This window comes from Kineosporiaceae bacterium SCSIO 59966 (genome assembly GCA_020881835.1).
Lineage (GTDB): Bacteria > Actinomycetota > Actinomycetes > Actinomycetales > SCSIO-59966 > SCSIO-59966.
Genome location: CP052876.1, coordinates 324713 through 339264, shown reverse-complemented (window position 1 = coordinate 339264; position 14552 = coordinate 324713). Strand labels below are relative to the sequence as shown.

Annotated in this window: 13 protein-coding genes; 3 read left to right on the top strand and 10 right to left on the bottom strand. The window is 72.5% G+C overall.

Annotated features, from left to right (window positions below; translation table 11 throughout):
• Positions 1–10: 10 nt before the first annotated feature.
• The 9 genes from HJG43_01630 to HJG43_01590 all read right to left on the bottom strand — a co-directional run bounded on the left by HJG43_01630 (position 11) and on the right by HJG43_01590 (position 10717).
• A complete protein-coding gene (locus HJG43_01630) occupies positions 11–709 on the bottom strand; it encodes an ABC transporter ATP-binding protein (GenBank protein ID UER55614.1) in 699 nt (232 codons plus the stop codon).
• Positions 710–743: 34 nt separating this feature from the next.
• Positions 744–2447, bottom strand: a complete 1704-nt coding sequence (locus HJG43_01625) for a branched-chain amino acid ABC transporter ATP-binding protein/permease (GenBank protein ID UER55613.1) — start codon at positions 2445–2447, stop codon at positions 744–746.
• Positions 2448–2455: 8 nt separating this feature from the next.
• On the bottom strand, positions 2456–3331 hold the full coding sequence (locus tag HJG43_01620) for a branched-chain amino acid ABC transporter permease (GenBank protein UER55612.1): 876 nt from the start codon (positions 3329–3331) through the stop codon (positions 2456–2458).
• Between the two features lie 88 nt (positions 3332–3419).
• Positions 3420–4607 (bottom strand): ABC transporter substrate-binding protein, encoded by a 1188-nt coding sequence (locus HJG43_01615; protein ID UER55611.1) that lies wholly within the window; start codon positions 4605–4607, stop codon positions 3420–3422.
• A gap of 69 nt (positions 4608–4676) precedes the next feature.
• Positions 4677–7175, bottom strand: a complete 2499-nt coding sequence (locus HJG43_01610) for an ATP-dependent Clp protease ATP-binding subunit (GenBank protein UER53465.1) — start codon at positions 7173–7175, stop codon at positions 4677–4679.
• A 261-nt stretch (positions 7176–7436) separates the two neighbouring features.
• The gene (locus HJG43_01605; protein ID UER53464.1) at positions 7437–7775 is read right to left on the bottom strand and encodes an Lsr2 family protein; all 339 of its coding nucleotides are present in this window, start codon (positions 7773–7775) and stop codon (positions 7437–7439) included.
• A 145-nt stretch (positions 7776–7920) separates the two neighbouring features.
• Entirely contained in the window at positions 7921–8193 is a 273-nt protein-coding gene (locus HJG43_01600) for a hypothetical protein (protein ID UER53194.1), read from the bottom strand.
• 66 nt (positions 8194–8259) lie between these two features.
• Complete coding sequence (gene lysS / locus HJG43_01595; GenBank protein UER55610.1) at positions 8260–9765, bottom strand: lysine--tRNA ligase; 1506 nt, start codon at positions 9763–9765, stop codon at positions 8260–8262.
• A gap of 37 nt (positions 9766–9802) precedes the next feature.
• A complete protein-coding gene (locus tag HJG43_01590; GenBank protein UER53463.1) occupies positions 9803–10717 on the bottom strand; it encodes a DUF2520 domain-containing protein in 915 nt (304 codons plus the stop codon).
• A 37-nt stretch (positions 10718–10754) separates the two neighbouring features.
• On the opposite strand from HJG43_01590, the gene HJG43_01585 reads away from it, so the two are divergent.
• Genes HJG43_01585 through HJG43_01575 form a run of 3 tightly spaced genes read left to right on the top strand, consistent with a single transcriptional unit; the run spans position 10755 to position 13068 of the window.
• Entirely contained in the window at positions 10755–11492 is a 738-nt protein-coding gene (locus HJG43_01585) for a methyltransferase domain-containing protein (protein UER53462.1), read from the top strand.
• Positions 11493–11515: 23 nt separating this feature from the next.
• The gene (locus HJG43_01580) at positions 11516–12487 is read left to right on the top strand and encodes a hypothetical protein (GenBank protein ID UER53461.1); all 972 of its coding nucleotides are present in this window, start codon (positions 11516–11518) and stop codon (positions 12485–12487) included.
• A gap of 14 nt (positions 12488–12501) precedes the next feature.
• Positions 12502–13068 carry a hypothetical protein gene (locus HJG43_01575; protein ID UER53460.1) on the top strand — a complete coding sequence of 189 codons (567 nt, stop codon included), beginning with the start codon at positions 12502–12504 and terminating at the stop codon, positions 13066–13068.
• 15 nt (positions 13069–13083) lie between these two features.
• On the opposite strand, the gene HJG43_01570 is transcribed toward HJG43_01575, so the two are convergent.
• Entirely contained in the window at positions 13084–14532 is a 1449-nt protein-coding gene (locus HJG43_01570; GenBank protein UER55609.1) for a PH domain-containing protein, read from the bottom strand.
• Positions 14533–14552: the final 20 nt, after the last annotated feature.

Below are 14552 nucleotides of genomic sequence, written 5' to 3'. Positions count from 1 at the left end.
GGAGCGAGTGCTACTCCAGCCCCAGGTACGCCTCGATCACCCGCTCGTCCCGGAGCAGGTCGGCCGCGACCCCGTGGTGGGCGACCTCGCCGGTCTCGAGCACGTAGCCGTAGTCTGCCGCGCGCAGCGCCCGCCGGGCGTTCTGCTCCACGAGCAGGACCGTCGTCCCGTCCGCCCGGATCTCCTCGATCACCCGGAACACCTCGTCGACCACCTTTGGCGCCAGGCCCATCGACGGCTCGTCGAGCAGCAGGACGACGGGGTCCGCGACAAGTGCCCGGGCGATCGCGAGCATCTGCTGCTCGCCCCCGGACAGGGACCCTGCCTGCAGGTGGCGCCGGTCGCCGAGCACCGGGAACCGGTGGTACATCTGCGGGATGCGCTCGGGCCGACCGCGGCGGTGCCAGGTGCCGAGCTGGAGGTTCTCCTCGACCGTCAGCGTCGCGAGGATCTCCCGGCCCTCCGGGACCTGGACCAGGCCGGCGGCGACGAGGCGGTGGGCCGGGGTGCCCGTGATGTCGTTGCCGTCGAAGACCACGCGGCCTCCCCGCGGTCGGACGAGGCCGGCGACGGCGTTGAGCACCGACGTCTTGCCCGCCCCGTTGGCGCCGACCAGCGTGACGAGGGAACCACGAGGGACGTCGAACGAGACGGATCGCACCGCCTGAACGTGCCCGTAGGCGACGACGAGGTCGCGCACGCTCAGCAGCGGGGCGGCGTCGGTGCCCGCCTTCGGCCCCGGCTCAGCCACGGGAGGCCTCCTCCTGGGAGGACACGTCGCCGTGCCCCTCCGACCCCAGGTACGCCTCCACCACCCGCGGGTCGCGGGCGACGGCGGCCGGCTCCCCCTCCGCGATGACCATGCCGAAGTTGAGGACGAGGATCCGCGTGCACGTCTCCAGCACCATCCGCACGTTGTGCTCGATGAGCAGCACGGTGATGCCGTCTGCCGCCAGGGACCGGATGAGGTCCGACAGCGCTGCCGCCTCGACCTGGTTCATCCCGGCGGCCGGCTCGTCGAGCACGAGCACCGCCGGGTGCGCGGCCAGGGCCCGGGCGATCTCCAGGCGCCGCTGGTCACCGTAGGACAGGTCCCCGGCGCTGACGGCGGACTTGTCGGCGAGACCGACACGGGCCAGCTGAGCGGCGGCGTGGGCAAGGGTCCGCCGCTCGTCACGACGTGCCGACGGCAGCCAGGCCAGCCGACGGAGCAGCGTGGGCGGAGTGATCCGGTGGGCGCCGACGAGAACGTTCTCCAGAGCCGAGAGCCGGTCGAACAGCTTGATCTGCTGGAACGTGCGGCTGACTCCCGTGAGCGCCACCCGGTGCGCGGCCACGTTGCCGCTCAGCCGGAGCCCGAGCACCTCGATCGAGCCAGAGCTCGCCGGGACGAGCCCGGTCACCATGTTGACCAACGTCGTCTTGCCTGCACCGTTCGGCCCGATCAGGCCGAGGATCTCCCCGGCACGGATCTCGAGGTCCACGTCTCGGACGGCGTTGACGCCGCCGTAGTGCTTCCCGACGCCGCGCAGCCGGACCAGCGAGGTGCCCGGTGGCGGCAGCGGGGGCAGCTCGGGTGGCGCAACGCCCGTCATCGCCGGTAGACGCTGCCTGCGGCGCGGGATGAGACCCGAGAGCCCGCCGGGCAGGAAGAGGATCACCACGAGGAGGAGCAGACCGCTGATGAACGGGCGGATCCACCCCGCCTCGATCCCCACCGCGCGCTGGAGCTCGGGCAGCAGCGTGAAGAACGCCGAGCCGAGGAGGGGGCCGACGACGAAGGCGACGCCACCGACCACCGCGGTGACGAGGCCGTCGATCGCGGCGGCGAACCCGAAGTCCCCGGGCTCGGCGAACCTGGCGAAGTGGGCGAGGAGGACGCCGTAGAGGCCGGCGACGGCTCCGGACACGACGAACGACGCCATCCGGTACCGCGACACGTCCACGCCCATCGCTCGCGCCGCGAGCTCGTCCTCCCGGATCGCCTCGAGTGCCCGCCCGAAGCGCGAGGAGCCCGCACGCCAGAACCAGTAGGCCACGAGGGCGAGCGCGATCCAGGCGTGCGGCACGTCGACGAGCTTCGGGAAGGACAGGCCCTGGGCGCCGCCCGTCCACTCCTGGTTGTTCAGCACGATACGGACGACCTCGCCGAACCCGAGCGTGGCGATGGCCAGGAAGACGCCCCTGAGCCGCATGACCGGCAGGCCCAGCAGGAACGCGACGACCGCGCCGGCGGCCATCCCGGTCACCACGGCGACCAGCAGCGGCGGCACCACGCCGAGCAGCGGCTCGTCCGGCACCGCGAGCGAGGACCCGAAGGCGCCCAGGGAGGCCAGAGCGGCCTGGGCCAGACTGAGCTGACCGGCGAGGAGGACCGCGTAGTACGAGTAGGCGAGGATGGCGGTGAGCGCGACGAGGGTGATCGTCGCCGAGTAGTCGTCGAGCACTCCCAGCATCAGACCTCCCGAACCCGCTTGCCGCCGAAGAGGCCTTGGGGCCGCAGCAGGAGGATCGCGAACAGCAGGCCGAAGGCGACGACGTCGCGCCAGGACGATCCGACGTACATCACGGCGAGCACCTCGGCGAGGCCGAGGAGCAGTCCGCCGACGAGCGCCCCGGGGAGCGATCCCATGCCGCCGACGACGATCACCGCTAGGCCTTTGAGCTCGATGTTGAAGCCCATCGAGATCTGCGCCGTGTTGACGTTGAGGGCGAACAGGACACCCGCCACCGCCCCGAGCGCCGAAGAGATCGCGAACGTGACGGAGGTGATCCGGTCGACGTTCACCCCCAGCACCCGTGCGGCGTGCGGGTTCTCCGCGACGGCCCGCATCCCGCGCCCGAGCCTTGAGCGCTGGACGAGCACGGCGAGGGCGACCATGAGGCCGAGCGACACCGCGAGGATGACGACCTGCAGCACCGAGACGACGGCGTCGCCGACCTGGAAGCGAACGTCGGGGAAGGCACCCGGCGGGAAGCGCGTGGTGTCCGGACCGTACCTGGCCTGCAGGAGCGCGAGAAACATGGTGCCGAGCGCGATCGAGGAGATCAGCCCGGCGAAGTGCGCGTCGTGCCGGTCACGCAGGGGCCGGAATGCGACACGCTCGACCACGAGCCCGAGCAGGGCGCCGACGACGAGGACGAGCGGCAGGGTGAGCCAGATCGACAGCTGGCCCCTGGTGACGAGCTCGATGCCGACGAAAGCGCCGGTCGTGAAGACCGCTGAGTGCGCCAGGTTGAGCCGGTCCAGGACGCCGAACACCAGAGTGAACCCGATCGCGAACAGTGCGTAGATCGACCCGAGGAACAGCCCGTTGAGCAGCTGCTGCAGCATTCGGTGGCCCTTCTCAGGCGCCGGACCGGGCCTGTCCGAGGAGAGGCCCGGTCCGGGCGTGGCGGTCGCGGTCGGTCGTCCCGGCCTAGTTCAGGACGGCGAACTCCCCGTTCTCCACGATCTGGACGACGGCCGGGTGGTCGGCGTCCCGCGTCTCGGTGATCGAGAAGTCGCCGAGGACGGTGGGGACGTCCTTCAGCTGACCCAGCTGGTCCTTGATGTCGTCGCGCTCACCGGAGCAGCCTGCCCGGACCGCCGTGTCGATGAGGTTCAGCCCCGCGTACGCCTGCGCGGCGAACTGGTCCGGAGGTGACCCGTACTCCTCGGTGTACGCCGCGATGAAGTCCTGGTTCAGCGGGTTGTCGGAGGCGGAGTTCCACGCCGCGCCCACCACGACGCCCTCGGCGGCCTCACCGGCGCCTTCCATCAGCGCCGGCGAGTTGAAGCCGTTGCCGCCGATGATCGGGACCTCGATACCGATCTCCCGAGCCTGAGTCACCAGGGGGATCGCTGCCTCGATCAACGCCGACACGACGATCGCGTCGGGGTCGTGCTCCCGTGCCTGAGTGAGCAGCGCACGGAAGTCGGTGTCGCTCTTGGAGAACGTGATGGTCTCGGCGATCTCGATGCCGTTGTCCTCCAGGGCGGCGGCGAAGGCGTCGTACCCGGACTCGGTGAAGGCGTCGTCGTTGGAGTACATGACCACGACCTTCTCCAGGCCGAGGGCCTCCTTCGCCTTGGCCACCGTCTGCGGGATCACGGCGTCCTCGGTCAGCGAGTCACGGAAGATGTAGTCGCCGATGTCGGTGATACCTGCGGCGGTGTTGGAGATTCCGAGAACGGGGACGCCTTCCTCCTGCGCGACGGGATTCGTCTGCATCGCGGTGTTCGACAGGGTCGGGCCGATGATGACGCTCACGTCGTCCTGTGACGCGAACTGCTCGAAGACGGTGATCCCCTGCCGCGGGTCGGTCTGGTCGTCCTCGACCGTGAGCTCGTAGGTGACCCCGCCCCGCTCGTTCAGCTGCTGCGCAGCAAGCTCCAGGGCGTTGCGCTGGGACTCCCCGTAGTGGGCCGCTGCACCGGTGAGGCTGAGGACTGCGCCGACGGGCACCGGCTCCTCGATCTCACAGCTCTCGCCGGACCCGGTTCCGACCAGGCCACCCTCGCCGGCCGCCTCGCCGGTGCCGTCGCCGCCTCCGTCACCACCGGCACAGGCGCTGAGCGCGAGCAGCAGAGTGGCCGCCGCAGCGGGTCCGTCCCCGTCGTCCAGGAGGCAGGCAGCGCGGCGCCCCCGGTCCTGTAAGGATCCGGGGGCGCTGCGCTGCCGGGGTAGCCGGGCTCAGTCCTTCTCGGCCGTCTCGACGAGGGGCACGTCGGGCAGCGGTGCCTTCGCCGTCCCGGTGAAGGTGAACCGGGCGCCCGGGCCCTCCCCCTCGACGTCGACCAGGACGATCTGGCCGGCGTGAAGCTCGCCGTAGAGGATCTTCTCGGACAGCGCGTCCTCGATGTCGCGCTGGATGGTCCGGCGCAGCGGCCGGGCCCCGAGGACCGGGTCGTAGCCCTTGGTCGCCAGCAGCGTCTTCGCGGCAGGGGTGAGCTCGATGCCCATGTCCTGGTCGCGCAGCCGCTCCTCCAGGCGGGCGACCATGAGGTCGACGATCCTCACGATCTCCTCCTGCGAGAGCTGCGGGAACACGACGACGTCGTCGACGCGGTTGAGGAACTCCGGCCGGAAGTGCTGCTTGAGCTCCTCGTTGACCTTCGCCTTCATCCGCTCGTACGAGGTCGACAGGTCCCCGCCGGCCTGGAACCCGGTCTGCAGGCCCTTGGCGATGTCCCTCGTGCCGAGGTTCGTCGTCATGATGATGATGGTGTTCTTGAAGTCGACGGTGCGGCCCTGGGCGTCCGTGAGCCGACCGTCCTCGAGGATCTGCAGCAGCGAGTTGAAGATGTCGGCGTGCGCCTTCTCCACCTCGTCGAACAGGACGACGGAGAACGGCCGGCGGCGCACCTTCTCCGTCAGCTGACCACCCTCCTCGTAGCCGACGTACCCGGGCGGGGAGCCGAACAGCCGGGAAACGGTGTGCCGCTCGGAGAACTCCGACATGTCGAGCTGGATCAGCGCGTCCTCGTCACCGAAGAGGAACTCGGCGAGCGCCTTGGCGAGCTCGGTCTTCCCGACGCCGGTCGGGCCGGCGAAGATGAACGAGCCACCCGGGCGCTTGGGGTCCTTCAGGCCCGCGCGAGTACGCCGGATCGCCTGGGCCAACGCCTTGATGGCGTCGTCCTGGCCGATGATCCGCTTGTGCAGCTCCTCCTCCATCCGGAGCAGGCGGCTGGACTCCTCCTCGGTGAGCTTGACGATCGGGATGCCGGTCGCGGTGGCGAGCACCTCGGCGACGAGCTCCTCGTCCACCTCGGCGACGACGTCCATGTCGCCGGCCTTCCACTGCTTCTCGCGCTCGGCCTTCTGCGCGAGCAGCTTCTTCTCGTCGTCCCGCAGCGACGCCGCCTTCTCGAAGTCCTGCGCGTCGATCGCGGACTCCTTGCGACGGCGCACGTCGGCGATCCGCTCGTCGAACTCGCGCAGGTCCGGCGGGGCGGTCATCCGCCGGATCCGGAGCCGGGCACCGGCCTCGTCGATGAGGTCGATGGCCTTGTCCGGCAGGTAGCGGTCGTTGACGTACCGGTCGGCCAGGGTCGCGGCGGCGACCAGTGCCTGGTCGGTGATGGAGACGCGGTGGTGCGCCTCGTAGCGGTCCCGCAGGCCCTTGAGGATCTCGACGGCGTGCGCCAGCGAGGGCTCCTGCACCTGGATCGGCTGGAACCGCCGCTCGAGCGCCGCGTCCTTCTCGACGTGCTTGCGGTACTCGTCCAGCGTCGTCGCGCCGATCGTCTGCAGCTCGCCGCGGGCCAGCATCGGCTTGAGGATGCTCGCCGCGTCGATGGCCCCCTCGGCGGCACCTGCACCGACGAGGGTGTGGATCTCGTCGATGAACAGGATGATGTCGCCGCGGGTGCGGATCTCCTTGAGCACCTTCTTGAGGCGCTCCTCGAAGTCACCGCGGTAACGGGAGCCGGCGACGAGCGCGCCGAGATCGAGTGTGTAGAGCTGCTTGTCCTTGAGCGTCTCGGGCACCTCGCCCTTGACGATGTTCTGGGCCAGGCCCTCGACGACCGCGGTCTTGCCGACGCCGGGCTCGCCGATGAGAACAGGGTTGTTCTTCGTCCGGCGGGACAGCACCTGCATGACCCGCTCGATCTCCTTCTCGCGCCCGATCACCGGGTCGAGCTTGCCCTCGCGGGCCGCCTGGGTGAGGTTGCGCCCGAACTGGTCGAGGACCAGCGACCCGGACGGCGTGCCCTCCTGCGGGCCGCCGGCCGTCGCCGGCTCCTTGCCCTGGTAGCCGGACAGCAGCTGAAGCACCTGCTGACGGACCCGGTTGAGGTCGGCACCGAGCTTGACCAGAACCTGGGCGGCCACGCCCTCGCCCTCACGGATGAGCCCGAGCAGGATGTGCTCGGTCCCGATGTAGTTGTGGCCGAGCTGGAGGGCCTCCCGCAGGCTGAGCTCGAGCACCTTCTTGGCACGCGGGGTGAACGGGATGTGGCCAGAGGGCGCCTGCTGCCCCTGGCCGATGATCTCCTGGACCTGCTCACGCACGGAGTCCAGCGAGATACCGAGGGACTCCAGCGCCTTGGCGGCGACGCCCTCGCCCTCGTGGATGAGGCCGAGCAGGATGTGCTCGGTCCCGATGTAGTTGTGGTTGAGCATCCGGGCCTCTTCCTGGGCCAGGACGACAACACGGCGGGCTCGGTCGGTGAACCTCTCGAACATTCAGCGCTCCTCGCGAGCGGTCGACTGCCGGAACAAGCGGGTGCTGCTCCCTCTGCTCATCCCTTTCGATGCTATCCCGGGGTCCGGACGCACAACCGCTGGTCCGGCCCCGTAGGAGGTCCAACCCGTGCTCAGGGCGGGGTGTTCCGGGGTCGCGTTCGCTGCGGGCGTAGCGGTGGGAGGCGGCCGATGCCCACCACGGCCGCCGTCCGGGTCCCAGACGCCTCCGGACGACGACCGCCGGCGCGCCGGCCCGCAGGGTCAGTGGGCGGCCCGGTAGGCCTCCATCACCTGGGCGGAGATCCGGCCGCGGTCGCTGACCTGGTAGCCGTTGGAGCGGGCCCACTCGCGGATCCGGGCGGTCTCGCCGCTGCGGCCGCCGGAGGAGGACGAGGACTGCCGGGAGCGGCGTGCGCTGGATCGCCCGCCGACGCGCCGGGCGTGACCGACCCACGGCGCCAGCTCCTCACGGAGCCGAGCCGCGTTCGCGGTGTTGAGATCGATCTCGTAGCTCACGCCGTCCAGGGCGAAGGAGACGGTCTCCTCCGCCTCGCCGCCGTCGAGATCGTCGACCAGGACGACCTGCACCTTCTGCGCCATGAAAAGGACTCCTTGTGGGAAACGGAATCGCACCGGAAACCCCGGTACGACCCCATACTGCCACGTCGAAATGGCTGCCCGCACGCGGTCCCCATTGTCGCCGCCGTTCCAGCGGTCAATGCGCGGCGATACCGGGTCGGGCGAGCTACCGGTCCGAACGCGGCGAGAGATGCTCGGCGTCGTCCGTGGCCGAGACCGGAGCGTCCCCTGTCAGGGCGTCGCGCCCCTTCTCACGCCTTTCCTGCCCGGCTCTTTCCTGCCCGGCTCTTTCCTGCCCGGCCCGCGCACGGTCAGCCCGTTCCATCGCGGCGACGGCGGCACGTTCACGTCGGTCGGCGTGAATCATCGCCCGGACGACGTACCAGAAGAGCAGGCCGACCCCGATCGAGGGGACGAGCGCTCCCAGGGCCTCCAGCATGGAACCAGGGTACGCCGCGTCACTGCCGCCATCTCGGGCTGGCCCGCGCGACACAATGCGAGGTGGTTACTCGGGGCGCACGAGGGGGAACAGAATGGTCTCCCGGATACCGCGACCGGTGAGTGCCATGAGCAGTCGGTCGACTCCCATGCCGACCCCGCCCATCGGCGGCATCCCGTACTCCATCGCCCGGAGGAAGTCCTCGTCGAGGCGCATCGCCTCCTCGTCGCCGAGCGCGGCCAGTCGTACCTGGTCCTCGAACCGCTCGCGCTGCACGACCGGGTCGTTGAGCTCGGAGTACCCGGTGGCGAGCTCGAAGCCCCGGACGTACAGGTCCCACTTCTCCACGACGCCGGGGACGTCGCGGTGCGCCTTGGTCAGCGGGGAGGTCTCGACGGGGAAGTCCTTGACGAACGTCGGGGCGTACAGGTCGTCGCCGACGAGGTGCTCCCACAGCTCCTCGACCGCCTTGCCGTGGCTGAGCGCGGTGGGGTCGAGCTCGAGCCCGTTGGCGTCCAGGGCGCTCACCAGCCGCTGCAGCGGCGTCTGCGGGGTGATCTCCTCCCCGAGCGCCTCGGACAGCGAGCCGTACATCGTGATCACCGGCCACTGCCCGCCGAGGTCGTACTCCGTGCCGTCGGCGAGGGTGACCGTCGTGGAGCCGAGGACGTCGCGGGCAGCGGTCTGGACGAGCTCGCGAGTGCGCTCGGCCATCACGTCGTAGTCCGCGTAGGTCTCGTAGAACTCGACCATCGCGAACTCCGGGGAGTGCGAGGAGTCGGCTCCCTCGTTGCGGAAGTTCCGGTTGATCTCGAAGACCTTCTCGAGCCCACCGATCGCCGCGCGCTTGAGGAAGAGCTCGGGAGCGATCCGCAGGTACAGGTCCATGTCCATGGCGTTGGAGTGGGTGACGAACGGCCGCGCCGCGGCACCGCCGTGCAGGGTCTGCAGCATCGGCGTCTCGATCTCGACGTAGCCGTGGCGGTGAAACGTCTCGCGCAGGCTCCGCACGACGCCGGCCCGGATGCGGACCATCTCCCGCGCCTCAGGTCGCACGACGAGGTCGGCGTACCGCTGGCGGACCCGGGTCTCCTCGTTCATCTCCTTGTGCAGCACCGGCAGCGGGCGTAGGGCCTTGGCCGCCATCCGCCACTCGGCGGCCATCACCGACAGCTCCCCGCGGCGGCTGCGGACCACCCGGCCGTGGACGGCGACGAAGTCGCCGAGGTCGACGTCCCGCTTCCACCGTCCCAGCGCCTCCTCACCGACCTCGGCGAGGCTCAGCATCACCTGCAGCCGGGTGCCGTCGCCCTCCTGAAGAGTGGCGAAGCAGAGCCGACCGGTGTTGCGGACGAACATCACCCGGCCGACGACCCACACCCGGTCCTGGGTCTCCTCGCCGTCGCCGAGGTGCGCCCAGCGCTCGCGCACCTCCCGCAGCGAGTGGGTGCGCGGGACGGCCACCGGGTAGGGCCCGCCGCCGGGCTCGGCGAGCAGTCGCTCTCGCTTCTCCCGGCGGACCCGCACCTGCTCCGGCAGGTCGTCGGCCTCGGCGGCGTCGGGGGTCGGGATCGGCTCGCTCGTCACGACCGGCAAGGGTAACGGCGGCTCACCGGGCCGGGTCGTCGGCGAGGACGTCGAGCAGAGCCTCCGCCTGCTCGGGGGACAGGGCGCCGGCGGCGAGCGCCCGCTCCGCGGTGGCCCGCGCCAGCGCCCGGTGGGTCTCCGGGACGTCCGGGGTGCCGGCTGCGGCCCCGGCCGCGGTGACGGTGGCGAGCTGCGCCGCGACGGCCGCGGCGTCCCCCCGGGTCACCGGTCCGCGCAGCGCGTCCTCACCGCTGCGCAGCGCGCCGTCCAGGGCCGCGGACAGCAGCGGCTCGAGCACCCGCTGGGTGTGCTCGACGCCGGCGGCGCGCAGCAGCTGAGCGGCCTGGACGACGAGGGTGACGAGGTGGTCGGCGCCGTGCGACAGGGCCGCCTGGTAGAGCGGTCGGGCCTCCTCGGGGACGACGACCGGCTCGGCGCCCATCTCGACGACGAGCGCCTGGGCCACCGGCAGCACCGGACCCGGCGCGGTGACGGCCACACAGCAGTCGGCCAGCCTGGCCAGGTCCATCGAGGTGCCGGTGAAGGTCATCGCCGGGTGCAGGGCGAGGGGGATGGCGCCCTGGCGGCGGGCCGGGTCCAGGACGCCCACGCCGAACCTGCCGCAGGTGTGGACGACGAGCTGGCCGGCCTGCCAGGCGCCGGTCGTCGCCAGCCCGTCGACGAGCGGGCCGAGCACGTCGTCCGGGACGGCGAGCAGGACCAGCTCGGCGCGTTCGACGACGTCCGGGACGTCCAGGACAGGGACGCCGGGCAGCAGCGTGTCCACCCGCTCGCGGCTGGCCTCGGAGACCGCCGAGGCGCCGACGACGGCGTGCCCGGCGGCTCGCAGGGCGCTGGCCAGCACCGCGCCCACCCGGCCGGCGCCGACGACGCCGACCCCGAGCCGTCCGGGGCGACCCTCCGCTGCTGCGCTCACGGCCTGGCACGGTACCGGCCGCCGTAGGGTTGCCGTCGTGGGACGTCATGCGGAGGTCGTCGCCCGGGCCCGGCTCGACACCCACGGCCTCGTCGTCGCCGACCTCGGCTGCGGTGAGGGTCGGCTCGTCCGGGCCCTGCTCGAGCACGACCCGTCCCCGGTGCTCGTGCACGCCGTGGACCAGGTGTCCGCCCTGGACGACGACCTGCTGCAGGACATCCGGGTCCGCAGCCGGATCGCCGACCTCGACGCCCGGCTGCCGCTGGCGGACGCCGCCGTCGACCGGGTGGTGTCCCTCAACGTCGCCGAGCACCTCGCCGACCCTGCCGGGCACCTGCTGGAGTGCCATCGGGTGCTGCGTCCGGGCGGCTACCTCGTCCTCGCCCACAGCGACTGGGACACCGCGCTGTTCACCAGCACGGACGACGCGCTGACCCGCCGGCTCGTCGACCGGTTCGTCGAGGTGGTCCCCCGGGGCGCCGGCCGCGCCGACGGCTTCATGGGCCGCAAGCTGCTCGCCCTGGCCGACGCGGCCGTCGACCGTGGCGCTGCCTTCGACACGGTGGAGGTGGCAGCGTGGGCGGACGCGCACCGCCGGTTCGACGAGGGCTCGGTCGCCTGGAAGGTGGCGACGGGGGTGCTGGCGGCAACCCAGGACGACGCCGAGCTGGCGGCCCGGGCCGCCGGCTGGGTGGAGGGTCTGCGCCGCCTCGCCGGTGCCGGGCAGTTCCTGTTCACCGTCACCGACGTCGCCGTCGTCCTGCGACGCGCGTGAGCCTGGACCGGGATCTACCAGCCATGACGTACCAGCCGTGGCAGGAGGCCTGGCAGGAGGCCTTGTACGGGCCCCGCGGCTTCTACCGGCGCCCCGAGGGACCGGCCGGGCACTTCCGCACCGCTGCTCACGCGTCGTCGTCCGGGCTGCTCGGGCGGGCCTTGGCCCGGCTGGCCCGGCAGACCGGTTGCACCGGCGTCCTGGACGTCGGCGCCGGCCGCGGCGAGCTCGCCGTCCAGATCGCCGCGGCCGATCCGAGCCTCACGGTGACCGCCGTCGACGTCACTGACCGACCGGCCGGGCTCACGGCCGCGGTGGAGTGGTGCACCGACGTCCCGGACCCGACGGGACCGACCCTGCTCCTCGGCTGGGAGCTGCTCGACGTCGTCCCGACCACCGTCCTGGAGGTGGACGACGCCGGGCTTGCCCGGGTCGTGCTCGTCGACGAGACCGGCCGGGAGCGGCTCGGGCCCCCGCCGCGGCCGGACGAGCGCGCCTGGTGCACGCGCTGGTGGCCGCTCGCCGAGCCCGGGGCACGCGCCGAGGTGGGGCTGACCCGGGACCTGGTCTGGTGTGCGCTCGTCGACCGGCTCGCGCGGCACGGCGGGCTGGCCCTCGCCGTCGACTACGGCCACGACGCGGCGACCCGGCCTCCCGGTGGCAGCCTGGCCGGGTACGCCCGGGGCCGGCAGGTGGTACCAGTGCCGGACGGCGGGTGCGACGTCACCGCCTCCGTCGCGCTGGACTCGGTGGCCGCCGCACGACCGGGCGGCCTCCGCCTGGACCAGGCCGCCGCGCTGCGCGCGCTCGGGGTGTCCGCTCCGGCGGCACCTCCCGGCAACGACCCGGTCGCCCGGCTGTGGAGGCTGTCGGCCGCCGGCGAGGTGGCCGAGCTGCTCGACCCGCACGGCCTGGGCTCCTTCGGCTGGGTGCTGCACCCGGTCGGCGAGCAGGCCAAGGAGAGCCTGGCGTGGACATTCCGGACACTGTCTTGACAAGGTGTCCTGCTGTGCGCCGGTCGGGGTCCCTGATAGTTGCGGTCGGCCTGCTCGCCGGGTGCGGGCAGGGCGACAGCGCACCCGTCGCCACGGTCACCCGGACCGTCGTCGAACCGAGCCCAGTCACCGAACCGAGCCGAGTCACCGCCAGCCCGCCGCCGGTGGCGGTCCAACCGGCCAGCGACGTCACCGGGCGCGGTCACGACGTCGGCACGGTCGTCGACGTCCTCGACGACCAGGACGGCCCCGTGGTGCTCCTGGTCGACCGCTGGACGGTCCTCGGGGTGGACGACGCCGTGCTCGCACGTGACGGCGTCCCGCTCGAGCCGACCACGCGGGACCGGTTCACCAACCAGAACACCGAGCGGACCTACCGGGTGCCGGTCGCCGCCGACCCCCAGGTGGTCGTCAACACCTGCGTGCCACCGCAGGCCGACGGCGCCTCGGCCGGGCTCGTGTCCCGGCCCGCGTCGCTGGAGGAGTTCCTGCGCCTACCCGGCCGGGAGAGCCTGCTCGTCGCCGTGGCCTACGCCGGCGGCGAGCTGGTCCGCCTCGACACCGTGCCGCTGTGCGACTGAGGCCGCCGGCCGTGCTCACCCAGGTGGCTGCGGCGGGCCGGTCCCCCGGTCGGCCGGCGCCCCCGGGTCCGCCGGGGGAGCGGCGTCCGCCATCCACCGCTCCGGTCCGGCGCCCCGGCGGGCCCGGCGGGCCCGCTCTGCCTGCTCGGTCAGCAGGCCGAGCGCCACCTCGGCGTCGAGGTGGGACACGGTCGGCTGCACCGGCCCCGGCGTCGGGTGGGCGGCCATCGTGGCCAGCCGGAGCCGGCGCTGGAGCGGTCCCTGGTTGAGGCCGAGGCTCTGGGTGCGCTCGTGCGGGACGACGTCCAGCTGGCGCCACAGCCGCCCGCGGCGCAGCAGCAGCGCGGTGCCCGCGACGAGGTATCCGTTGCGCCGCCACGACACCCAGTCGACCCACCGGGACCGCGAGGGCGCGACGACCCAGCCGCGTTCGGCCGTCGTGCCGCTCAGACCGTCGTCCAGGGCCGCGACCGGGTCCTGCACCCCGAGGTCCGGCAGCACCAGCGACAGCACCGCGACGGCGTCCTCGCGCGGGCCGACCGGCAGCAGCACGTTCGCCGTGCCCTCCTCCTGCCCGCCCCCGTAGCCGGCGACGTTGATCTCGACGCGCCACCAGTCGGGCCGCCGCCACAGCAGCGGCTGGCTGAGCCGCAGCGCCTGCACCCGGCCCGGCGGGACCGTCTGGGCCCGCTGCTCCAGCAGGCCGTGCCGCAGCCGGACCCCGTCGGGGGACACCGCCACCCGGAAGCTGAACTCGTGGCTGAACCGCGTCCAGACCGCGATGGCGGTGGCGAGCAGGGCCGGGCCGAGACCGGCGAGCAGGCCCGGCAGGTCGAGCCACACGACGCCGACGAGAAGGGCCGCCGCGGTGAGGACGAGCGCGACCGTCGTCCCGGAGCGCAGGAGGGAGGCGAGCAGCCGGTCGACCGGCACGGTGAGCACCTCCCGCTCGGGGGCCTCGGGCGCCTCGGCGGTCTCGTACCGGACCCCGGCCGCCCGGGCCAGCAGGGTGTTGCGCAGCCGTTGGGCCTCGGCCTCCTTGAGGTAGGCGAGCCGAACGTCGGAGCCGGCACCACCGGCCACCTCCAGGCGCAGCTCGGCCAGTCCGAGGATCCTGGCCAGCAGGGGCTGGACGACGTCGACGGCCTGGAGCCGGTCGAGCCGCGCCTGGCGCTGCTGCCGGAACAGCACCCCGCTGTGCAGGTGCACGGCCTCGCCGTCCACCTGGTAACGGGTCATCCGCCAGGACAAGGCCGAAGCCGCGACGCCGACGAGGACGCCGATCAGGAGCAGCCCGACGGACACCAGGACCTCGGTGCGGCCGGGCAGTCCCTGGCCGGCGAACAGCGCGTCGCTGCGCTGCTGGACGTAGACGACGAGCAGGACGGCGACGACCTTCCAGCTGCGGATGACCGGGGTCACCGGGTGCAGCCGGTGCCAGCTGCCGTCCGCCTCGGGCGCCAGTTGCGGCGGGGCCCCCGGCT

Bases quoted from the DNA above. Each gene is read 5' to 3' on its own strand.
- HJG43_01610 (UER53465.1), bottom strand. From the start codon at position 7,175: ATGTTCGAGAGGTTCACCGACCGAGCCCGCCGTGTTGTCGTCCTGGCC.
- HJG43_01605 (UER53464.1), bottom strand. From the start codon at position 7,775: ATGGCGCAGAAGGTGCAGGTCGTCCTGGTCGACGATCTCGACGGCGGC.
- HJG43_01600 (UER53194.1), bottom strand. From the start codon at position 8,193: ATGCTGGAGGCCCTGGGAGCGCTCGTCCCCTCGATCGGGGTCGGCCTG.
- HJG43_01580 (UER53461.1), top strand. From the start codon at position 11,516: ATGACGTACCAGCCGTGGCAGGAGGCCTGGCAGGAGGCCTTGTACGGG.